Source organism: Methylovirgula ligni (assembly GCF_004135935.1).
Lineage (GTDB): Bacteria > Pseudomonadota > Alphaproteobacteria > Rhizobiales > Beijerinckiaceae > Methylovirgula > Methylovirgula ligni.
In genome coordinates this window covers 3,024,378-3,047,008 of record NZ_CP025086.1, presented here as the reverse complement: position 1 = coordinate 3,047,008, position 22,631 = coordinate 3,024,378, and the positions used below count along the sequence as shown (strand labels likewise).

The window sequence follows — 22,631 nt, the reverse complement described above, 5'->3', positions numbered from 1 at the left end:
TTAAGGAGCGGAATTTTGCGGCTTCTCGTTGTCGAAGATGACAAGGATCTCAATCGCCAGATCGCCACGGCGCTGGTGCAGGCCGGCTATGCCGTCGACCGCGCCTACGATGGCGAGGAGGGCTGGTTTCTCGGGGACACCGAGTCCTACGACGCCATCGTGCTCGATCTCGGATTGCCGAAGAAGGACGGCATTGCGGTGCTCAAGGACTGGCGGGCGGCGGGCCGGACAACGCCGGTGCTCATTCTCACTGCGCGCGACCGTTGGAGCGACAAGGTTCAGGGCTTCGACGTCGGAGCCGATGATTATGTCGCCAAGCCCTTTCACATTGAAGAGGTCCTGGCGCGCCTGCGGGCTTTGCTGCGGCGCGCAACCGGCCATGCCTCAAGCGAATTGACCTGCGGGCCGGTGCGGCTCGATACACGCTCCGGCCGCGTGCTGGTCGATGGCAATCAAATCAAGCTCACCTCGCACGAGTACCGGCTCCTGTCCTATTTGATGCATCATGCCGGCCGCGTCGTTTCACGCACAGAACTGGTCGAGCATCTTTACGATCAGGACTTCGACCGCGATTCCAACACCATCGAGGTTTTCGTCGGGCGGCTGCGCAAGAAGCTCGGGATCGACATTATCCAGACCATGCGCGGCCTCGGCTATGTCGTCGCGGCGCCGGAAAACGGACAGTCCCCCGGCAAGACCGGCAAGCCGGATGCGGGCGCTCTGAAAAACTCCTGATGCGCGTCAACCTCAATCCGCGAACCTGGTCGATCGCCACGCGGCTTTTCGTTTCCGCGGCCGTGCTCAGCTCGATTATTCTGCTCATCGCCGGCATCGGCCTTTCGGCGCTTTATCGCAAATCGGCGGAGACGCGGTTCGACGAGCGGCTCGGCTTCTATCTGCGCGCGCTCGTCGCCGACATCGCCTCGCCGAGCGAGGAGAACCGGTCCCAGCCGTTCGAGCTTGGTGAACCGCAATTCGAAATTCCGCTCTCTGGCTGGTATTGGCAGATCACGCGGCTCGATGGTGCCGAGCCGAACATCCAGAGCTCGCGTTCGCTCTTTGCCGCGCGGCTGCCGCAGCTCGCGGCGACCGGCGTGCCCGCCGGAGTTGGCGGCGCGCGCAGCGGCTATGTGAAGGGTCCGGACGACAAGCTCCTGCGCATCGTCGAGCGCACCATCGATACCGGCGACGAGGGCATCTATCTCGTCCAGGTCGCGGCGACCACCGCGCCGATGGAGGCGGAGGTCGCCGGTTTCGAGCTTGCGCTGATCGTCACCTTCACGCTGCTGGCTGCGGCTCTCGTCGGCTCCGCGGCGCTGCAGATGCGCTACAGCCTTGAACCGCTCTGGCGCTTGCGCGAAGGCGTGGCGGCCATCCGGCGCGGGCAGGGCGAAAGGATTGGCGGCGAATTTCCGCAGGATATCGCGCCGCTTGCCGGCGAGCTTAATCTTCTGCTCGATGCCAACCGGGAGGTGGTCGAGCGCGCCCGCACGCAGGTCGGCAACCTCGCCCACGCGCTGAAAACGCCGCTCAGCGTCATCATCAACGAGGCGGACACCGAAAAGAGCCTGTTGTCCGACAAGGTGCGCGAGCAGGCGGCGATCATGCGCGATCAGGTGACTTATTATCTCGACCGCGCCCGCGCCGCCGTGCGGGTCGGCGCCATCGGCAACATGGCGGAGGTTGCGCCCGTGGCGGCGGGTCTCGTGCGCACCTTCGAGAAAATCTACCGCGACCGCGGCATTGTCTTTTCCGCCGATGTCGCGCCGCAAATCCGCTTCCGCGGCGAGCAGCAGGATCTTGAGGAAATGATCGGCAACCTTGTCGACAACGCCGGCAAATGGGCGCGCCATCAGGTGACGATCACTGCCGTGCCGATCCCCACTGCAAATATAGGCGGCAAGCAATTCTTTCGTGTCACAATCGATGACGATGGCGTCGGTCTCGCGCCGGAATTGCGCGAGGCGGCGATGCGGCGCGGCCGCCGTCTTGACGAGACGCGTCCGGGCTCCGGCCTCGGTCTTTCAATCGTTGTCGATCTCGCGGCGCTCTATGGCGGCGCGCTCCGCCTCGACGCCAGCCCGGCGGGTGGCTTGCGCGCCGAGCTGGAATTGCCCGCCGCAGCCTGACTGTTCCTGAGAGAGAAGCCTTAACTCCCTCATTTACATAACGAAATATCAGCTTTTGGCGGCGAGGCTTTCACGGCTTTGTCAGATGGAAATCACGGCGAAAATAGCGTAGTGAGCCTCAACAATCGTCTGGGCATGTTTTGACCGGAAAAGTCGGGCAACTTTTCCGGAACATGCTCCGGAGCGGGATGCGAAAAAGTGCGAGCGGTTTTTTGCGCAAATCCCGCTCTAATTTATTGAAATCGATCGCGTTCATGCTTTTAGGCTGATTCAGCCTAAAAGCATCGATCTAGCGGAGGATTTGCAAGGAATATGATGCTCTGGAGCCTATTCGCGCTTTTGACCGGCGGCGCGGTCTTCGCCATCCTCTGGCCGTTGGCGCGGCCGGCGCGGCGCGAGGCGACGGCACCGGACGTCGCCTTCTATCAGGCCAAGCTTGAGGAGATTGCGCGCGATCAGGCGCGGGCCAATCTCGCGCCGGAAGAGGCTGCGCTGGCGAAGACGGAGGCGGCGCGTCAGCTTCTCGCCGTCAGCGGCAAGGACCCGCAGATGACGGAGGGCGCGGCCGCAAGCCCCCTTTGGCACCGCCGACTCGCGGCCGTGGCGGCGCTCGTCTTCGTGCCGGCCGTCGCGATCGGCTTTTACGCCACGCTCGGCCATCCCGATTGGCCGGATGCGCCGCTTGAAGCCCGGCTCAACGCGCCGATCGGTAGGACCGACATCAACGCCGCCATCGCCCGCGTCGAACAGCATCTGGCGAAGAATCCGAAGGACGGTCTCGGCTATCAGGTTCTCGCTCAGGCCTATCTGCTCGTCCGGCGGCCCGCAGATGCGGTCAGCGCCGCGCAAATGGCGGCGCAACTTCGCCCCAACAATGCCGATACCTTGACCGTTTACGGAGAAACCCTCGCTGTCGCCGCGGGCGGCATCGTCACCGCCGATTCGCGCAAGCAATTCGAGAAGGCTCTCGCCGTCGACCCAGGCGCGCCCAAGGCTTTGTTCTTCCTCGGCCTCGCCGCGCAGCAGGAGAATGACCGTGCGACCGCGCGCAGCTATTGGCAAAAGCTTCTGGCGGAAGCGCCCGCGAATGCGCCCTGGCGTGCCGATCTCCTCGCGCGGCTGGCGCAACTCGGCGACGGCAGGGGCGTGCCAGCCTCGGATCAGGCGGCGCGCATCGCCGGCATGGCTCCGGCGCAGCAGCAGGCGATGATCCAGTCGATGGTCGATGGCCTCGCCGCGCGGCTAGCGCAGAACGGGAACGATATCGAGGGCTGGGTGCGTCTCGTCCGCGCCTACAAGGTTTTGAACGAGGTCGATAAAGCGCGCGCCGCACTCGCGACGGCGCGCCACGACTTCACCGGCAATGCCGCGGCGACGGCGCGGATCGACGCGCTGGCGCATGAGCTTGGATTGGAATCATGACGCGCAAAAAGAAGCGCCTGACGCTCATCGCCGCCGCCATGGTCGTGCTCGGCACCGCCGCAGGGCTCGTACTTTACGCGTTGCGCGACAATATCGTTTTCTTCTACGGGCCGAGCGAGATCGTGGCCAAGGATTTGCCGCCGGGCACGCATGTGCGGATCGGCGGCCTCGTCAAACAAGGCTCGCTCAAGCGCGATGCCCAGACCGCGCGCTTTGAGGTGACCGACGGCAAGCATGAGATCGCCGTCACCTATGGCGGCGCCTTGCCGGACCTCTTTCGCGAAGGGCAGGGAGTCGTCGCGGAAGGCGTGCTGAGCGCCGCGGGGCTCGAAGCCACGCAAGTGCTTGCCAAGCATGACGAACGCTATATGCCCAAGGAAGTGGTGGATGCTTTGAAGAAATCCGGCCGCTGGCAAGAGAATGCGGATGTGGGAGGCGTGGCGCAATGATCGTCGAGACAGGACATTTCGCGCTGATCCTCGCTTTGGCCTTGGCTTGTTTCAATGCCGTGGTGCCGTTGTGGGGCGTCGCCACGCGCGATTCCCGCCTGATGGGAACGGCGCCGTCAATCGCGCTCGCCGGCTTTGGCTTCGTCGCTCTATCCTATGCGGCGCTGACCTATGCGCATATCACCTCCGACTTCTCGCTGCTCAACGTCTACGAGAATTCGGCCTCGGCGAAGCCGCTGATCTATAAAATCACCGGCGTCTGGGGCAATCACGAAGGCTCGATGCTGCTCTGGGTGCTGATCCTCGCCGTCTTCGCGGCGGCGGTGGCGCTCTCGGCCCGCGCCATGCCGCAGGACCTTCATGCCGCCGTGCTCGCGGTGCAGTCCTGGATCAGCGCCGCCTTTCTGCTCTTTATCCTGCTCACATCCGATCCATTCGCGCGCATCGCCAATCCGCCGATCGAGGGGCAGGATCTCAATCCGCTTCTGCAAGACCCTGGTCTCGCGATCCACCCGCCGCTACTCTATCTCGGCTATGTCGGGCTTTCGATCACGTTTGCCTTCGCCGCGGGCGCGCTCATCTGCGGCCGCATCGATGCGGTCTGGGCGCGTTTGGTGCGGCCGTGGACGCTGATCGCCTGGGTATTTTTGACGCTCGGCATCGCGATGGGCTCCTATTGGGCCTATTACACGCTCGGCTGGGGCGGGTTCTGGTTCTGGGACCCGGTTGAGAACGCCTCGCTGATGCCCTGGCTCGCCGCCACCGCGCTGCTTCATTCGGCGGCGGTGATGGAAAAGCGCGACGCGCTGAAAGTCTGGACGATCTTCCTCGCCATCCTTGCTTTCTCATTGTCGCTGATCGGCACGTTCATCGTCCGCTCCGGCGTGCTGACCTCGGTCCATTCCTTCGCCAATGATCCGCAGCGCGGCGAATTCATCCTCGCCATCCTCGTCTTCTTCATCGGCGGCGCGCTGCTGCTCTTCGCCCTGCGCGCCAATACGCTGAAGCCGGGCGGCTTCTTCGCGCCGATCTCGCGCGAGGGCGCGCTGGTCCTCAACAATCTGGTGCTGACGACCTGCTGCGCCACGGTTTTCGTCGGCACGCTCTATCCGCTAGCGCTGGAATCTTTCACCGGCGAGAAAATCTCCGTCGGCGCGCCCTTCTTCAACGCGACCGTGGTGCCGCTGTTTCTGCCGCTCGTCCTGCTGATGCCGATTGGCCAGAATCTTTCCTGGAAGCGCGGCGACTTCTTCGGTGCGGCGCAGCGGCTCTATTTCGCTTTGCTGTGCGGCCTTGCGATGCTGCTCGTTCTCGCCTCCTGGCATCACAATGGCCCGCTCACTTCAATTCTCGTCAGCGGGCTTGGCGTCTATGTGATCGTCGGCGCCTTCGCCGAGATCGCCAACCGGCTTTTTGGCCGCGTCGCGCTGGTCAAGGGTGGCTTGGCGCAGGTCTGGCAGCACGCTGTCGGCGTGCCGCTCTCGACCTATGGGACGGCGCTGGCCCATGCCGGCATCGGCGTCTCGCTGCTCGGCCTCGCCGCCACGGGCTGGGGCGCGGAGAAAATCCTCACCATGAAGCCGGGCGACAGCGCCAATGTCGGGCCGTACCAACTGACGCTCACACGCATCGGCACGGCGATGGGCCCCAATTATACGGCGAAGATCGGCCACGTCGTGATCCGCGAGGGCGCGCGCGAGATCGGCGCCCTCGATCCCGCCGTGCGCTTTTATCCGACGCGTCAGATGAGCCGCGCCGAGGCAGGGATCAAGACGCTCAACTTCGGCCAGATTTACGTCGGCGTTAGCGACGGTGTGAAGCCCGGCACGGTCGATGCGCGGATTTACTGGAAGCCGCTCGTCGCCTTCATCTGGATCGGCGGCCTTATCATGGGCTTCGGCGGCCTTGTCTCGCTGAGCGACCGGCGCCTGCGCATCGGCGTCGCGCATCGCGTCCGCAAACTCGCGGCGGCGCCGCAGGCGGCGGAATGAAGCGCGCGCTGCAAATCCTCGTGCTTGTTGCGCTCGTGGTGGCGCCGCTGCTCGCCCGCGCGGTCGAGCCCGCGGAAATGCTGCCCGATCCGCATCTCGAGGCGCGGGCGCGGGCGATCTCGGCCGGGCTGCGCTGCCTCGTCTGCCAGAACGAATCGATCGATGAATCCAACGCCACTCTGGCGCATGATATCCGCGTGCTCGTGCGCGAACGCCTGCTTGCCGGGGACAGCGATCAGCAGATCCGCGATTTTCTCGTCTCGCGCTACGGCAATTTCATCCTGCTGAAGCCGCCTTTCGAGCCGGGCACGTATTTCCTGTGGCTAACGCCATTGCTGCTGCTGCTCGCCGGCGGCGTCGTGATCTATTTCAATACGCGCCGCAAGGCGGCGCCTGTCGCGCCGAAAGAACTGACGCCGGCCGAGAAAACCCGCCTCGCGTCCATCGTCACCCCATCCGAGGGCGAGTGACGGCGCGGCCGGGCAGGCGATGCCGGCCGCCCAACCTTACAAAAGTTTCATCCGCTCGAAATGGCCGCGTAAGCCGGTCTCCTGCATCTTGGCAATCGAAGCTGGCCTTCCGACTCGAGAAGGGGCCCGCGGGGGATCTCGCCTTCCCATTCAATTGCGATGCCGAAATGGCACAGGAGATTGAGAATATGACTGACGTTTCCGGAAAAGGCTCATCGACTTTGGGGGCCTGGGCGCGCTCCAAGCGTCTTGTTTTGCTGGGCACGACCGCTGCCCTGGTCCTCGGCGGCGCCGCCGTCGGCAACAACGGCGGTGTGCAGGGCCTATGGACGACGCCCGCGCGGGCCGAGACGGGTTCCGTCGCGCCTTTGCCGGCCAATGCCTTTTCCTTTGCCGATGTTGTCGATCATGTTCGCGGCGCCGTTGTCTCGATCAAGGTCAAGATCGCCGAGACGGCGGACGCCAGCGATTCCGATGATGGCCCGCAGCAGCTTTCGCCGGATGATCCGCTCGAGCGCTTCTTCCGCCGCTTTGGCGGCGAGGAGGGCACGCCCTTCGTGTTCCGTCACAACCATCCGCATGTCGAGATGGCGCAAGGCTCCGGCTTCATCATTTCGTCCGACGGTTATCTCGTGACCAACAATCACGTGGTCGATCACGCGACCGAAGTCACGATCACCATGGATGACGGCACGACGCATCCGGCCAAGGTCATCGGCACCGACAAGCGCACCGACCTCGCGCTCTTGAAGATCAAGAGCGGCGGCCCCTTCAAATATGTCGGCTTCGCATCGAAGCCGCCGCGTGTCGGCGATTGGGTGATCGCGGTCGGCAATCCGTTCGGCCTTGGCGGTACGGTGACGGCGGGCATCGTGTCCGCGCGTGGCCGCGACATCAATTCCGGGCCCTATGATGATTACCTGCAGATCGATGCGCCGGTGAACCGCGGCAATTCCGGCGGCCCGACCTTCAACACGCAGGGCGAAGTGGTCGGCATCAACACCGCCATTTATTCGCCATCGGGCGGCAGCGTCGGCATCGGCTTCGATATTCCCGCTGACGAGGCGCACGGCGTCATCGCGGCGCTCGAAAGCAAGGGCACCGTGACACGTGGCTGGATCGGCGTCCAAATTCAGCCGGTGACGTCCGACATCGCCGACAGTCTCGGCTTGAAGGGCGAAACGGGTGCGCTGGTCGCCGACACCGAGAAGGATTCGCCGGCGTCGAAAGCCGGCATCAAGACCGGTGACGTGATCCTTGGCGTCAATGGCGATCCGGTCGACGGCCCGCGTGAGCTGGCCCGCAAGATTGCGGCGCTCGGCCCCAACGTCGATGCCTCGCTTCTGGTTTGGCATGACGGCGCGCAGAAAACCTTTGACGTGAAGCTCGGCACCCTGCCGAACGATCAGGTCGCCTCCGCCGATGCGGACAGCGGCACCGGCACGGATAACAGCGCGAGTGCGCTCGCTAGTTTCGGCCTGACTTTGGCGCCCTCGGATTCGGTTCCGGGCGCGGTGGCGGCCGGCGTTGTGGTCACCAATGTGGATCCCGATGGCACCGCAGCGCAAAAGGGTCTGAAGGTCGGCGATGTGATCCTTCAGGCTGGCGGCAAGCAGGTTGCGACACCCGGTCAGGTCGCGGACGTCCTGGGCGATGCCAAGAAGGCCGGCCGCAAGGCGATCCTGCTGCGGATCAAGAGCGGCGACGAGACCCATTTCGTGGCATTGGAGCTGGGCAAAGCCTCCTGATGCGAGACCGCTTTCAGGAAAAGTGGAAACCGGTTTTCCGTCTGAAAGCGGTCTAATTATTTGAATTGGAGCGTTTTCATAACGCGAACCGGTATCCACTTCGCGGAAAACGCTCCGCGCGCGGCGGCCACCTCGCTGCCGCGCGGAAATTTCCTCTCCCCGCCAGGTGTCGCATTTGCCCCCCGTCTGCGGCGCCGGTTCTCGGAGGCGGCAGGTCTGGAGTCACCCTCCGGCCTGCCGTTTTTTTACGGAATTGACTATATGTCTTCCATCATGCGCATCCTCATCATTGAAGACGATTCCGAAGCGGCGAACTATCTCGTCAAGGCGTTGCGCGAGTCCGGGCATGTCGCCGATCACGCCGCTGACGGGCTGGAGGGCTATGAGAAGGCCCGCGATAGCACTTATGACGTTCTGATCGTCGACCGGATGCTGCCCAAGCTCGATGGCCTTTCGCTCATCGGCGGCCTGCGTGCGCAAAAGGTCGAGACGCCGGTGCTGATCCTGTCCGCGCTCGGCCAGGTGGACGACCGGGTGAAGGGCCTGCGCGCCGGGGGCGACGATTATCTGACGAAGCCCTATGCCTTTTCGGAATTGCTGGCGCGGATCGAGGTTCTCTCCCGGCGCAAATTGTCCGGCGCGAGCGAGGAAACGATTTACCGCGTCGGCGGGCTTGAGCTTGACCGTCTGTCACACAAGCTCACGCGCAACGGCAAGGAGATCGTCCTGCAGCCGCGCGAGTTCCGGCTGCTCGAATATCTCATGAAGCACGCCGGCCAGGTCGTCACCCGCACCATGCTGCTCGAAAATGTCTGGGACTATCATTTCGATCCGCAGACCAATGTGATCGACGTGCATATCTCGCGGCTGCGCGCCAAGATCGACAAGGGCTTCGAGCCGCAGCTTTTGCAAACGATCCGCGGCGCGGGATATATGATCCGTGACGGCCATCGGTAAACTTCTCCGCTCGACGGCGTTCAAGATATCGCTCGTCTATCTGCTGATGACGGCGGTCGGCACCGGCCTCGTGCTCGGCCGGGTCGGTTGGAATGTCACCCACCTGATCGATGCGCAGATCCGCCAGACGGTGGATGCCGACATCACCGGGCTCGCGGAGCAATATTCCGAGGGTGGCATCGCCCAGCTCGTTTCGGTGATCGAGCGGCGCTCGCGCCAGCCGGGCGCCGAACTCTATCTTGTCACGACGAATGCCGGCGAGCCGATCGTCGGCAATGTCGCCAGCCTGCCGGAAGGCGTTCTCTCGAAGCCGGGTCTGGTCATCACCGATTATCTGCGCGCCGGCGAAACCACCGCGCATAATCGCGCGGTCGCGCGCATCTTCCTGCTGCCGGGCGGCTTTCGCCTCCTCGTAGGGCACGACATCGAGGAGGGCATGCGGCTGCGCCGCATCTTCGTCGGCGCGCTGATCACGTCGTTGATCTGGCTCGTCATCATCGGCTCGATCGGCGGCCTCTGGATCGCCCGCCGTGTCTTGCATCGCGTCGATACGATCAACGACAAGGCGCGCGCCATCGTCGGCGGCGATCTTTCGGCGCGGCTGCCGCTCGCCGGCACCGGCGACGAACTCGACCGCCTGGTCGAGAACCTGAACTCGATGCTCGACCGAATCTCGTTCCTTGTCGTCGGCCTGCGCGAAGTCTCCGACAATATCGCACATGATCTCAAGACGCCGCTGACGCGCCTGCGCAGCCACGCCGAGCAGGCGTTGCAATTCGCAAAATCGCCCGAGGAATATCGCGTCGCGCTCGAAAAGGTCATCGAGGAATCCGATTCCCTCATCCGCATCTTCAACGCGCTGCTGATGATTGCCCGTGCGGAAGCTGGGGCAGGGCCGGAGAATCTCATCGATTTCGACGCCGCCGATGTCGCCCGCGATGTCGGAGAACTGTATGAACCGGCGGCGGAAGATCGCGGCCTTACTCTGGAGGTCAGCACCGAACCGGGCCTGATGCTGCACGGTAGCAGAGAGTTGATCGGTCAGGCCCTCGCCAATCTCGTCGATAACGCCTTGAAGTACGGGGCTCCCCTTGGCGCCGCTCCCGCGCAGGCCAAAGTCGGCATCGTCGCGAAGCGGCAGGGCGGCCTGATCGAGATGAGTGTCGGCGATCATGGTCCGGGAATTGCCCCGGCGGATCGCGAGCGGGTGCAGGAACGTTTCGTGCGGCTGGAAAATTCGCGCTCGCGGCCGGGGTCGGGCCTCGGTCTGTCGCTCGCGGCGGCAGTGGCGCGATTGCACAAGGGGACGTTGCGGTTTGAGGATAATGCGCCCGGACTCAAGGCGGTGCTGTCACTGCCGGCGGCGGCCTCGCTACCGCCGAAACTGGCGCCGCCCGCGCCGCGTGGCGAGGCGGCCTGAGAAAGCGTTCTGATATGCAGGCCGCGGCGCTCCCCCTCTACGAACGGCTGGTGAAGGCGCCCGAGGTCAGCGATCCCGCACTGGCGCAGGCGCGGCTCGCGGATTTTGCGACTGGCGGGCGTGACGCAGCGTCGCTTGCCCGTGCGCCGGCCGTCGCTGCTTTGCTGCGCGGCATCGCCGATCATTCGCCCTATCTCTGGAAACTGATCGCCTCCGACCCGGCGCGGCTGGTGCGATTGCTCGGGGAGGAAGCGGAAGTCAGCCTCGTGGCCTGCCTCACTACGCTCGATGCGGCGGTCCGCGGTGCGGAGTCGGAAGCGGCGGCCATGCGCGCCTTGCGCAAGGCCAAGCAGGAAGTGGCGCTTCTCATCGCTCTTGCCGATCTCGGCGGCGCCTGGACGCTGCAGGAGGTCATGGCGGCGCTGACCGAAGCCGCCGATGTCTTCGTCGCCAGCGCCCTGAGGTTCATCCTGCAGGACGAACACAAGGCCGGTCGGCTCGTTCTGCCCGATGCCAGCCGCCCGGACGAAGGTTGCGGCGTCGTCATTCTGGCGCTCGGCAAGCATGGCGCCGCCGAACTCAACTATTCGAGCGATACGGACCTTATCATCCTCTTCGAGCCCGCCAGTCCTGCGGCGGCGCAAATGGGCGAGCCCGCCGCGGCCTTCGTGCGCATTGCCCGTCGCCTCGTCAAACTCCTGCAAGAGCGGACGGCGGACGGCTATGTTCTGCGCGTCGATCTGCGGCTGCGGCCCGATCCCGGCTCGACCGCCATCGCGATTTCGACGCCCGCAGCTTTCTTCTATTACGAATCCTTCGGCCAGAATTGGGAACGCGCGGCGATGATCAAGGCGCGCCCGATCGCCGGCGACCGCAAGCTCGGGGAAACTTTTCTCGAGCAGCTCACGCCGTTCATCTGGCGCCGTTATTTCGATTATGCCGCGATCGCCGACATCCATGCGATGAAGCGCCAGATCCATGCTGTGCGCGGCCATGCGGAGATCGCGGTGGCGGGCCACGACCTCAAATTGGGGCGCGGTGGCATTCGCGAGATCGAGTTCTTCGTCCAGACGCAACAGCTCATTTATGGCGGGCGGCGCCCGCAATTGCGTGGCAGCGCGACTCTGCCGATGCTCGACGAATTGCATCGGCAGGGCCTCGTCAGCCAGGCGGCGCGGGACGAGTTGCACGAAGCCTATCTTTATCTGCGCGAGCTGGAGCACCGGCTGCAGATGATCGCCGATGAGCAGACCCAGCGTCTGCCGGCGGAGGCCCAGGACCTCACGCGCTTCGCAAATTTCTGCGGCTACGCGACGCTCGCCGACTTTTCTGCGGCACTGACCCATCATCTGGAACGTGTCGCGGAACATTATGCGATGCTGTTCGAGGCCGCGCCGGGTCTGTCGGCGGCGACGGGCAATCTCGTCTTCACCGGCGTCAGCGACGATCCCGAAACTTTGGAGACGTTGGCGCGGCTCGGCTTCCAGCGCCCGGCTCTCGCGGCGGAGACGATCCGCGGCTGGCATTTCGGCCGCCGCGCGGGCGTCAGCTCCGAGCGGGCGCGCGAGGTCTTGACCGAACTCGTCCCGGCGCTGCTCGAAGCCTTCGCCGAATCCGCCGATCCTGACGCGGCTCTCGCCGCGCTCGATCACGCGCTGGCGCAGCGCAGCGCGGCTGTCGAATTGCTGTCGATCCTCAAGTCCAATGCGGGCCTGCGCAAATTGTTCGCCGATCTGCTCGGCAGCGCGCCGCGGCTGGCGGAGATGGTCGTCCGCCGCCCGCATGTGCTCGATTCGATGATCGATCGAGATCTCCTGACGGCGCCGCTCGGAGATGCGGATTTCGATGCGCGCCTGCGGCGGGTGCTCGCGCCGCATACGGCGATCGAGGATGTGCTCGATGCGCTGCGTGATTTCCGGCAGGAGGAGTCCTTTCTCATCGGTCTGCGGCTCTTGACGGAGAACCTCGCGCCGGACGTTGCGGGCGCGGCCTATGCGGCGCTGGCGGGCGCCGTGGTGCGGGCCTGTCTCTTCCATGTCGAACAGGATTTCGCCGCGCGTTTCGGCAAGGTTCCGCAAGGCCGCTGCGTCGTTCTCGGCATGGGCAAGCTCGGCTCGCGCGAGATGACGGCTGCCTCGGACCTCGATCTGATCCTGATCTACGATTTCGACGCGGACAGTCCGGAGGCGAATGGTGCCGAGCGGCTGCATGCGACGCATTATTATACGCGGCTTTCGCAGCGGCTCATCTCGGGCCTCACCGTGGCGACGCGGCGCGGCCGGCTCTACGACGTCGATATGCGGCTCCGCCCCTCGGGCCGGAAAGGTCCTGTGGCGACGCAATTATCGAGCTTCGTCGCCTATCAGGCAGAGGAGGCAGAGACCTGGGAGCATATGGCGCTGACGCGCGCCCGCATCGTCGCCGGCGACGTCGCGCTGGCCGCTGAAGTCACAGCGGCGCGGGAGAGAATTCTGCGCCGACCGCCGACACCGCAATTGCGCAAGGATGTTCTCGACATGCGCCGTCTCGTCGCCAAGGAGAAGGGCGAGTCCGACCCGCTCGATCTGAAATATGCGGCGGGCGGTCAAATCGATCTCGATTTTCTCGCCCAATATCTCAGTCTGCGTTCCGCGCATGAAGCGCCGGCCCTGCTCGCAACGGCGCCCGCCGACATCATCGCCCGCGCCGGCGCGCTCGGCTTTCTGCCGCCCGGCGATAGCGAATGTCTGTTGGCCGCCTATCGGCTCTACACCCAGACCGCGCAGGTCCTGCACACGATTCTCGAGGCCGGCGTGCCGCTGGCGGGGGCGAGCGCGCCGGTGAAGCAAAGGCTGGCCGCCGCCGCGGGCCTGCCGAGCTTCGCGCAACTCGAAGTGGAGCTTTTCGAGACCGAAGCGCGCGTCAGGGCGATTTTCAAAGAAATTATCGGCTGACGTGAATGTCCGGTCGCTTCAGTCCCTGCCGCGCGGCGAGTTGGTAATGCGCCGTCGCCCGCGGCATGCGCCGTGCCGTGACGGCGGGGTTGACCAAAGGGAGTGCGTTGCCGAGGGGCAGACGCACCAGAACGGTCGTGCCGGTGCCCGGTGTCGAACGGATGCGGATCGTGCCTTCATGCAAGGCCACCAGTGAATGGGCGATGGCGAGGCCGAGGCCGGAGCCTTTCATCCCGTTGGCGAGTGGCGCGTTCCATTGCTCGAAGGGCTTGCCGAGCCGTAGCAAAGCTTCGGGCGTGATACCGGCGCCGGTGTCCTCGACATAGATATTCAGGGCATCGCGGACGCGGCGCGAGCGGATGTTAACGCTGCCATGTTCGGGCGTGAACTTCACCGCATTGTGCAACAGCGCCGCAAATACGCGATACAGAGCCGGACGATCGGCGAGCAATTTCGCCTCGGCCGCGATCTGGCTGGTGATGGTGATCGACTTTTGCCGTGCCGCAACCTCGACCGTCTCCAGGGCATCTGCAATGAGCGTATCGATCCCGACTTCGGACTTTTCGAGCGTCACGCGGCCGGCTTCAAGGTGCGACATGTCCAGCACGTCGGTTATGACGCGCAGCAATTGCTGGCCGCTGTCCTTGATGTCCTTGCTGTAGCCGAGATAGCGCGGCGCCAGCGCGCCAAAGGTCTGCTCGATCATCATGTCGGAGAAGCCGATGATCGCATTGAGCGGGGTGCGCAGCTCGTGGCTCATGTTGGCGAGGAATTGGGACTTGGCGCGGCTCGCGGACTCGGCCTCGGCCTTCTGTTCGAGGTATTTCTCGGCGAGCTCGGCGAGCTGCTGCGCCTGCAATTCGAGCTTCTGGCGCGAGGTGCGCAGATCGGCCACCGTTGCGGTCAGCCGGCGCTCGGATTCCAGCAATTGCTCTTGGTGTTGCTTCAGCGCCGTGATGTCGGTGCCGACAGAGACATAGCCGCCGTCCTTGGTGCGGCGCTCGTTGATCTGCAGCCAGCGGCCATCGCCGAGCTGGGCTTCATAGGTCTGTGCGCCGGTCGCGGGGCGCTCGCCAAGCGCGATCTGCGACTGGACGAGCGGCGGTGTGCCCTGCGTCATCACTTCCGGATAGCCGAGGCCGGATTCGATGGCCGTGTCGGGCAGATTGTGGAGGCGCTGGAACTTGGAATTGCACATCACCAGCCGATTGTCCTTGTCCCAGAGAACGAAGGCCTCGGATACGGCTTCGAGCGCGTCGCGCAGGCGCATGTCGGCGGTTGCGGTGCGTTCGGCGAGGATTTTCTGCTCGGACGTGTCGACGGCGATGCCGACGAGATGGGCCGGTGCGTCGGGCGTCTCGTAGACGAGTTCTGCGCGGGCGCGCAGCCACACCCAATGGCCTTTCGCATGGCGCATACGGAACGTGTGGTCGATGGTCTTCGTGCGTGACGCGGCGAGCACTTCGGCGATTTGGCTGAGGTCGCCGTCGTGCGGATGGACGAGGGCGTTGATCTCGCCGAAGGAGAGGAAGGCGCGCCCGGCGTCGATGCCGAGCAGGTCGTACATCGAATCCGACCAATAGACGCGCCCCCGCGCGAGGTCCCAATCCCAGAGGCCGCAGCGGCCGCGGTTGAGCGCCGTATCGATGCGGCCGCGAATGCGTTCGCACGCAAGGTCGGCCTTTCGCGCCCGCGCGGACTGCAGGAAATAGGCCGCCGCGACCGAGCAGAGCACAACGATGGTCGCAAGCAGCGCCGCAGCGAGGCGCAAGGCGCCGTTGCGCCAATCGGCAAGCACGGCGCCGATCGGATGGATAAAGGCGATTTGGCCGAACGGCGCCTTCAACGTCCGCACGATGGCCAGGGCGTCCGTCCCGTCAGCGAGATTGATGCGCAGCACGCCGGCTTTTTCGGCCAGCGCCGTCAGCGGTTGACTCTGTCCAAGACTGTCGGAGAGCGCGCCGCCGAGGTGCAATTGGCGCGGGAAGGCCGCGACGACGAGCCCCTTGCCGTTGCTGACCAGCACGCGCTGCCCGTGCGCGAGGGCATGCGCGGGCAGGGAGCGCAGCAGCGTTTTGCCGGGGTCACGGTCGCCGCTTTTGTCGAGCGACGCGACCATGTCGCCGGAGGTCGCCGTCGCGATGAGTTCGAGATCGTCAACCGCCGCCGCAATGGCGCGGTCGTGCGTGTCGATCAGGAACATGCCGATTGTCGCCGTGAGGGCCGCGATGAAGATGCCTATGAAGCACGGAACCGTGAGCCGCAACATGGGCTCAAGCTTGAGATAGGATGGCCGCTCTGTGTCGGGAGAGGACGCGCGGTCCCGCCACTGGTGGAAGAGATCGGCGCGCGCGAACAGTTCCGCCGCATCTGCACGGATCATGATGGCCCCCTCAAGAATGATCCGAAGCGATGTGCCGCATCTCCTCGAATCGAGCCCATGAGAATCCGAGCTGGGTGATTTGTCCAGAGATTAATGAAATCTGAAAAGAAAATTGATTAGGTGAGATTAATTCAGCGAGCGCTCGACGATGTCTTTGACGTCGGGCGACAAGCGGTTCTGGGCAATGACGCGGCGCAGCGCCGCCTCGGCCAGACCGCGCCGGTGCGGCTCCAGCGCGCGCCAGCTTTTGAAGGCGCCCAAAAGCCGCGCCGCGACCTGCGGGTTCTTCTCGTCGAGCTGTAGCACGATGGCCGCGACGAAATCATAACCGCTACCGTCCGGCGCGTTGAACTGGGTCTGGTTGCCAGCCGCGAAAGCACCGATCAAGGCGCGGGCGCGGTTGGGGTTCGAGAGCGAGAAGGCGGGGTGAGTCATAAGCGCGCGAATGCGCTCGAGCGCGCCCGCTTCCGGGATCGCCGCCTGAAGCGCGAACCATTTGTCGATCGCCAAAGGTTCGTTCTTATAAAACTCGTAATAGGCTTCGAAGGCGCGTTCGCGCTCCGCACCCGCGTGCAGCGCAAGAATTCCGAGCCCGGCGATCTTGTCTGTCATAAAGGGCGCATGCGTGAACTGTGCTTCGGCCAGCGTCCGCCCGTCGGGGTTTGCCGCGGTGTAAAGATCGAGCGCCGCGTTGCGCAGCGCGCGCCGCCCGGCGGCGGCGGCATCGGGTGAATAGGCGCCATCCTCGGCGAGCGAGGCATAGAGTGCGCGCAGCTCGTCGGCGAGGCCGCTGCCGATCGCCTCGCGCAGGGCCTTGCGGGCGGCGAAGATCGCGTCCGGATCGACATTGGCGCCGATCTCGCGGGCGATATCGGCTTCGCCGGGAAGCGCGAGAACCTGCGCCGCGAAGGCCGGATCGGCGGGGCTCGCCTTCAGCACATGGCGCAAGGCGTCGATGAAGCGCGGGTCGGACTCGGCCGCGCCGCCGGCGCGGATGCGCTCGACCGACCGCAACAGCAGCCGGGTCGCGTAGGTCTGTGAAGCCTGCCAGCGGTTGAAGCTGTCGCTGTCATGCGCCGTCTGGGCGATGAGGTCGTCCTCGCTCGCCGCGTAGCACAGGCTGATCGGCGCGGAGAAGCCACGCAGCAGCGAGACGACAGGCCGCTCCGGCAGAGCATGAAACGTCAGACGCCGCCGCGGTTCGGTCAATTCGATCACCCCCGTCGCGAGTTCATGCGCGCTCGCGCCGTCCTGCGGCCCGGTGACGAGATCGAAAATCTTGCCGTCATGGCTGAGCAGGCCCAGTTCGATCGGGATGACGAAGGGCAGCTTTTCGTCCTGGCCCGGCGTCTTTTTGCAGCTTTGCCTGAAATCGAGCGTGAGCGCTTGCGCGGCGGCGTCATAATGCGCTTCGACTTCGACGAGCGGCGTGCCGGATTGGCTGTACCAGCGGGAGAATTGCGTGAGATCGCGGCCCGAGACTTCCGCAAAACAGGCGATGAATTGCTCGACCGTCGCGGCGGTGCCGTCATAGCGGGCGAAATAAAGGTCCATGCCGGCACGGAACGCCTTCGCGCCGATCAGCACCTTTAGCATGCGGATCAGCTCGGCGCCTTTCTCGTAGACGGTCGCCGTATAGAAATTGTTGATCTCGTAATAGGAATCCGGCCGCACGTTATGCGCGAGCGGGCCCGCGTCCTCGGGGAATTGCTGCGCCCGCAAGGTGCGCACGTCGGCGATGCGGCGCACCGCGCGCGAACGCATGTCGGCGGAGAATTCATGGTCGCGGAAGACAGTCAGGCCCTCCTTGAGGCAAAGCTGGAACCAGTCGCGGCAGGTGATCCTATTGCCCGTCCAGTTGTGAAAATATTCATGCGCGATCACCGCCTCGATCTGCGCATAATCGGTGTCGGTCGCAGTCTCGGGCGAGGCGAGAATATATTTGTCGTTGAAGACGTTGAGGCCCTTGTTCTCCATCGCGCCCATGTTGAAGTCGGAGACGGCGACGATGTTGAACACGTCGAGATCATATTCGCGGCCGAACACCTCTTCATCCCAGCGCATGGCGCGCTTCAGCGCGTCCATGGCATAGGCAGCGCTCGGCTCCTTGCCGTGCTCGACATAGATGCCAAGCTGCACCTCGCGGCCGGAAGCGGTCGTGAATGTGTCGTGGATCGCGCCCAGATCGCCGCCGACCAATGCGAAGAGATAGCAGGGCTTCGGAAACGGATCGTGCCAGACGGCGAAGTGGCGGCTCGTTCCCTCGATCGCGGCGGTAGCGGTCCGGTTGCCGTTCGAGAGCAGGATCGGCGCGTCGGTCTGCTCGGCCTCGAGGCGAACGGAATAGACGCTCAGGACGTCCGGCCGGTCGAGGAAATAGGTGATGCGGCGGAAGCCCTCCGCCTCGCATTGCGTGCAATAAGCCGAGCCCGAGCGATAAAGCCCCATGAGCTGTGTATTGGCGGCGGGGTTCAGCTCGGTTTCGATCTCAAGCGAGAAGGGTTCGTGCGGCGGGCTCGCAATCGTCAGCCGGTCGGGGGTGACGAAATTGGCATGGATGTCGAGCGGCGCACCGTCAAGCAGCAGGCGCTTGAGCCTCAGCCCGTCGCCGTCGAGCACCAGATCGGCGCCGGTTTTGCCCTGCGGATTGGGCCGCAGTTTCAGCCGCGCGATGACCCGCGTTGCCTGCCGATCGAGCCGGATATCGAGGTCGACGCGGTCGATGAGGTAATCCGGCGGCCGGTAATCCGCGAGGCGGATAGGTTGGGCAACGTCGGTACGCATCGGGGGGCCTCGCGGAGGAAAAGCGGTAGACGTCAGAGGATCATAAGGATTCCCGGCCGGGGCGCAAACCGCGGGAAATCAGAGAGTTTTTGCTTCGCGGCGGACAATGGCGCGCTCGATCCAGGCCGCCGCGCCAACATTGCCAAGGCCGAGTAGCGCCAGCAGAATGGGCTCGGAGAAGCCGAAGAAGCGGCTCTGCAGCAGCGATGTCGCGAGCGAGCCGGCGACCATGAACAGAGCGTTCTGAATGTTCACGGCCGCGATTGTGCGGGCGCGCATGTCGGGCGCCGCGCGGGCTTGGATCGCCGCGAAGAGCGGCACGACGAAAAGACCGCCGCAAACCGCCAGGCCGAAGATTCCGGCGCCGATCGCGATGCCGCGCCCGCTCGTGAGGAATTCGGCCAGTGTCGTCGCCTGGCTATGCGGCGCGGCGATGCCGTAGGTGGAGACCGCCAGCGCGCCGAGAAAAAACGCCATGCCGAACGCCGCCTGCGGGGCGCGGACGAGCGTGATGCGGCCATGCGCCAGCTCCGCCGCCAGCAGCGAGCCGGCACCGATGCCGAGCGCGAAGAAGCCGCTGATCGCCGCCTCTACCTCGATACCGCCTCCCGTTGCCGTGCGGACGGCGACCGGCACCAGCGACAGCGCGACGGCACCGGTCGCCCAGAACCACGAGACGGCGAGGCCCGGCCGCCAGAGTTTCATCTCGTCGTGAAGCTCGCGCAGCAGTTCGCCGGTCGAGACGAGGATGTTCCGATGGATGCGCAAGCCGGGCGCCGCCGCGGCCTTGCCGGGGATATAGAGGCTTGCCGCATAGGCAGCGACGGCGATGACCATGAGCTGGACGACGACAGCGCCGGGCGGAAGGCTCTTGTTCGCCGCGAGCGCGCCGGCGACGAGGCCGAAGAGGATGGCAAGAAAGGTCGCGGCCTCGACCAGTGCATTGCCCGCGGGCAATTCATCGGTCTTCAGATGATCGGGCAGGAAGCCGTATTTCACCGGGCCGAACAAAGCCGCGATCGTGCCGAGGCCGAAGAGCGCGACATAGAGCAGGGGCAGGGAATTGAACCATACGCCCGCCGCGGCGATGGCCTGGACGAAAATCTCGCCCGTCTTCAGCCAGCGCGCGACGCGGGCCTTGTCATGCGCGTCGGCAAGCTCGCCCGCGAGGCCGGAGAGAAACACCGACGGCAGGATGAAAATGCCGATGGCGAGCGTGATCAACGCGCCCGCATTGGCCGCGCCGAGACGGAAGAGGACAAGCGTCGCCAGCAAATTGCGGACGAAATTGTCGTTGAAGGCGGAAAGGAACTGGCACCAGAAGAGCCCCGCGAAACGCCCGCTGCGCAGAAGCGAAAAAAACATAGAATATTCCTCGAACCGAAATGTCTTGCGCGGCGCGCCAAGCCAACAGGATTGCCAGCAGCCTCAGTCACCATCGCCGACATGCCGCATGGATTCGGCCAATTTGCTGTTGAGACGTGTGAGAGCACGCTGGTCTTCGTCGGTCCAGCCCGTCAGCACGCGCTGAAACAGTCGGTCGCGCGCCGCGGCGAGCGTCCGCGCGACGTTTCTGCCCTGAGGCGTGATGGATGCAGCGCGCACGCGCTGATCGGCAATGCGCGTTTCTCGCGCGACCAATTCCAGCGTCTGAAGCTTGGCGACTTGCCGGCTGACCGTGGAGTGATCGCGCCCGACCTGATCGGCGAGTTCGGCAATACTGATCGGGCCCAGAGAGTCGATCCGCACCAGAAGCGGGAACAGAGCCCGGTCCAGCGATATGCCGGCCTCGTCGAGGAGAATATCGTCATAGCGCGGGCTGTTGAGCATCCCGACGATATCCATGAGCGCGGTGTAGAGCTTGCGGTTCATAAACGTGTACCATACATGCTTTACAAGACTGCCGCCAGAGCCCATATTGCGTGTAAGATACACGTAAAAGGAGTTCGCGATCGTGCCCAAGATTCAGGTGATCTGCGGGAGCGTCCGCCCGATGCGGATTTGTCTCGACACTGCGCGCTGGGTGGTAAAAGTTCTGCCCCGGGAAGCCGATATCGAGCTTGAACTCGTCGACCTGGCCGATTGGCCGCTGCCGATGGACGATGAACCCGGCATTCCTGCCAGAGATCCCTATGTGCACGAGCACACGCGGGCCTGGAGCCGAAAGGTCGCCGAAGCCGCCGCCTATATATTCGTCACGCCTCAGTACAACTGGGGCTATCCGGCGGCGCTGAAGAACGCGCTCGATCATCTTTACAGGGAATGGGCGACGAAGCCGGCCATGATCGTCAGTTATGGCTTCCACGGCGGCGGCAAATGCGCCGCGCAATTGCGGGAGGTTCTGGAGGGTTTGCACATGCGCCCGGTCGCGACGATGCCGGCACTTACTTTGCCCTCCGAGCTGAAACATGGTGCGCCGGCAGATGTCGCGTTCGAGGCTTTCACGTCAGCGATACCGTCTGTGGAACAGGCGTTCGCGGAATTGATATTGATGCTCGGCGCCGATCACAGCCCGGCGCTCTAGACGCCGGCAATGTCTTCCGACAGGCGCAGCGGCTCGGCATGACCGACGAGGCGCGAAATCGCGGAAAATTGCTGGCGCACCTCATGCTCCATCTTATCGACGGCGCGATGGACCTCGGCGACGCTCGTGCGCGGATTGGCGCGGCAATGGTAGTTGACCACCAGCCCCGCCGCTGTCTCGCGCACGCGAACGTCATGTACATCGCGGATGCCATCGGTAGCCGCCCCGGAAAGGGCGTTGGCGATGGCGGCGCGGACGTCCTCCGGTGCGTCCTGCCCGGCAAGTTCGCGCGGCTCCAGCGGCTCGATATGGGTGTCGATCTCGGTCTCCGGGCCGAATTCCTTGCGCGCCTCGGCTTCGAGCCCTGAGGCGATGCTGTGCGCCTGACCGAGCGGCATGGCGCCATCGACCTCGATATCGCAGGAAAGCGCGATCTTGCCGCAGACCTGCTGGACGATGACGTGATGGATGGCGATATGCCGCCGCGCCGCAATGAGCAGCAGCCGTTCGATCACCGTCTCGTCATTGAGCGCGACCGGGATCGTCTCCACCGTCAGTTCGGTTTCGGGCTGCGCCGTCGCGATGGCCGCGCCGACATTGCCCTTGATCGCCGTCACCTCGTCTTGCGAGAGCGTGCGCGGCACGCTGATCGCGATATCGCCGAGCACCTGGGCGCCGACCGGGCGCAGCCGCAAGTTCTCGACCGCGATCACCCCGGGAACCCCAAGCGCCGCGGTGCGCACGCGCGCGGCGGCCCCTTGCGGCGCGGCATCCATGAGCGTGTCGATCGTGCGGCGGGCGAGGCGATAGCCGGCGATCGCGATGTAGATGGCGACGGCGATGGCGGCGATGGCATCGCCCTGCATGAAGCCGAAGCGCGCGGCGACGAGGCCGAGGAGAGCGATCGACGAGCCGACGATGTCGGAAACGAAATTGACGACTTCAGCCGCGAGGGCCTCGCTCTTCGTCTCGCGGGCGATGCGCGAGAGCAGATAGACGCGCGCCGTATCCACGACAAGCGAGACGATCAGCACGCCAAAGGCCAGCGCGTTGGCATCGATCTTGACGCTGCGATGGGTCAGCCGCAGCGCGGCCTCGACGACGACAAACGCCGCGAGCGCGAAGAGAAACGCGGTCTCGATGAGCGCCGCGAGCGCTTCGACCTTGCCGTGGCCGTAATTATGCTCCGCGTCCGCCGGCTTGCCGGCGACACGCACCGCCTGGAAGGCGATGAAGCTCATCCCCGTGTCGACCAGGTTATTGCCGGCTTCAGAAAGCAGCGCCAGCGAGCCCGAGAACAGCGCCGCGGTGAATTTGGCGAGCGTGAGCAGGGCGCTCGCGGCGATGGAGGCGAGGGCGGCTCTTTCCTTGATGCGTTGGGACTGGTCCATGGGGCGTCCGGCGCATGATGAGAGATTGAG

16 protein-coding genes are annotated in these 22,631 nt (G+C 64.7%); 11 read left to right on the top strand and 5 right to left on the bottom strand.

The annotated features are described in order from the left end of the window. Positions 1 to 15: 15 nt before the first annotated feature. From CWB41_RS14725 to CWB41_RS14680, 10 genes are all read left to right on the top strand, one after another. Positions 16 to 735: a response regulator transcription factor gene (locus tag CWB41_RS14725; protein ID WP_115836225.1), complete on the top strand. Its 720-nt coding sequence runs from the start codon at positions 16 to 18 to the stop codon at positions 733 to 735. Beyond that, a complete protein-coding gene (locus CWB41_RS14720; protein ID WP_115836226.1) occupies positions 735 to 2,129 on the top strand; it encodes an ATP-binding protein in 1,395 nt (464 codons plus the stop codon). Before CWB41_RS14725 ends, CWB41_RS14720 begins: the two co-directional genes overlap by 1 nt. Positions 2,130 to 2,441: 312 nt before the next feature. Then, positions 2,442 to 3,551, top strand: a complete 1,110-nt coding sequence (ccmI, locus tag CWB41_RS14715; RefSeq protein ID WP_245441055.1) for a c-type cytochrome biogenesis protein CcmI — start codon at positions 2,442 to 2,444, stop codon at positions 3,549 to 3,551. Then, a complete protein-coding gene (gene ccmE, locus CWB41_RS14710; protein ID WP_115836227.1) occupies positions 3,548 to 4,000 on the top strand; it encodes a cytochrome c maturation protein CcmE in 453 nt (150 codons plus the stop codon). The genes ccmI and ccmE overlap by 4 nt, the downstream gene beginning before the upstream one ends. Beyond that, positions 3,997 to 5,991, top strand: coding sequence for a heme lyase CcmF/NrfE family subunit (locus CWB41_RS14705; RefSeq protein WP_115836228.1), 1,995 nt, complete (start codon positions 3,997 to 3,999; stop codon positions 5,989 to 5,991). The genes ccmE and CWB41_RS14705 overlap by 4 nt, the downstream gene beginning before the upstream one ends. After that, the gene (locus CWB41_RS14700; RefSeq protein WP_115836229.1) at positions 5,988 to 6,461 is read left to right on the top strand and encodes a cytochrome c-type biogenesis protein; all 474 of its coding nucleotides are present in this window, start codon (positions 5,988 to 5,990) and stop codon (positions 6,459 to 6,461) included. Before CWB41_RS14705 ends, CWB41_RS14700 begins: the two co-directional genes overlap by 4 nt. 188 nt (positions 6,462 to 6,649) lie before the next feature. Further along, positions 6,650 to 8,209 (top strand): Do family serine endopeptidase, encoded by a 1,560-nt coding sequence (locus CWB41_RS14695; RefSeq protein ID WP_115836409.1) that lies wholly within the window; start codon positions 6,650 to 6,652, stop codon positions 8,207 to 8,209. Between the two features lie 273 nt (positions 8,210 to 8,482). After that, on the top strand, positions 8,483 to 9,166 hold the full coding sequence (locus CWB41_RS14690; protein ID WP_115836410.1) for a response regulator transcription factor: 684 nt from the start codon (positions 8,483 to 8,485) through the stop codon (positions 9,164 to 9,166). Then, on the top strand, positions 9,150 to 10,586 hold the full coding sequence (locus CWB41_RS14685) for a sensor histidine kinase (RefSeq protein ID WP_115836230.1): 1,437 nt from the start codon (positions 9,150 to 9,152) through the stop codon (positions 10,584 to 10,586). The genes CWB41_RS14690 and CWB41_RS14685 overlap by 17 nt, the downstream gene beginning before the upstream one ends. Positions 10,587 to 10,600: 14 nt before the next feature. Continuing rightward, positions 10,601 to 13,519, top strand: a complete 2,919-nt coding sequence (locus tag CWB41_RS14680; RefSeq protein WP_115836231.1) for a bifunctional [glutamine synthetase] adenylyltransferase/[glutamine synthetase]-adenylyl-L-tyrosine phosphorylase — start codon at positions 10,601 to 10,603, stop codon at positions 13,517 to 13,519. Here the strand turns inward: CWB41_RS14680 and CWB41_RS14675 are convergent. The 4 genes from CWB41_RS14675 to CWB41_RS14660 all read right to left on the bottom strand — a co-directional run bounded on the left by CWB41_RS14675 (position 13,509) and on the right by CWB41_RS14660 (position 20,648). Continuing rightward, the gene (locus CWB41_RS14675) at positions 13,509 to 15,902 is read right to left on the bottom strand and encodes a sensor histidine kinase (protein WP_115836232.1); all 2,394 of its coding nucleotides are present in this window, start codon (positions 15,900 to 15,902) and stop codon (positions 13,509 to 13,511) included. The genes CWB41_RS14680 and CWB41_RS14675 overlap by 11 nt on opposite strands. Before the next feature lie 126 nt (positions 15,903 to 16,028). Continuing rightward, positions 16,029 to 18,686, bottom strand: coding sequence for an aminopeptidase N (pepN, locus tag CWB41_RS14670; protein ID WP_115836233.1), 2,658 nt, complete (start codon positions 18,684 to 18,686; stop codon positions 16,029 to 16,031). A gap of 78 nt (positions 18,687 to 18,764) precedes the next feature. Next, positions 18,765 to 20,051, bottom strand: coding sequence for an MFS transporter (locus tag CWB41_RS14665; protein ID WP_115836234.1), 1,287 nt, complete (start codon positions 20,049 to 20,051; stop codon positions 18,765 to 18,767). Between the two features lie 63 nt (positions 20,052 to 20,114). Next, the gene (locus tag CWB41_RS14660) at positions 20,115 to 20,648 is read right to left on the bottom strand and encodes a MarR family winged helix-turn-helix transcriptional regulator (RefSeq protein ID WP_207206616.1); all 534 of its coding nucleotides are present in this window, start codon (positions 20,646 to 20,648) and stop codon (positions 20,115 to 20,117) included. Between CWB41_RS14660 and CWB41_RS14655 the strand changes: the two genes are divergently transcribed. Further along, entirely contained in the window at positions 20,641 to 21,210 is a 570-nt protein-coding gene (locus CWB41_RS14655) for an NADPH-dependent FMN reductase (RefSeq protein ID WP_207206615.1), read from the top strand. The two genes, CWB41_RS14660 and CWB41_RS14655, sit on opposite strands and share 8 nt — an antisense overlap. Here CWB41_RS14655 and CWB41_RS14650 read toward each other — a convergent pair. After that, a complete protein-coding gene (locus tag CWB41_RS14650; RefSeq protein WP_115836237.1) occupies positions 21,207 to 22,601 on the bottom strand; it encodes a cation diffusion facilitator family transporter in 1,395 nt (464 codons plus the stop codon). The genes CWB41_RS14655 and CWB41_RS14650 overlap by 4 nt on opposite strands. Positions 22,602 to 22,631: the final 30 nt, after the last annotated feature.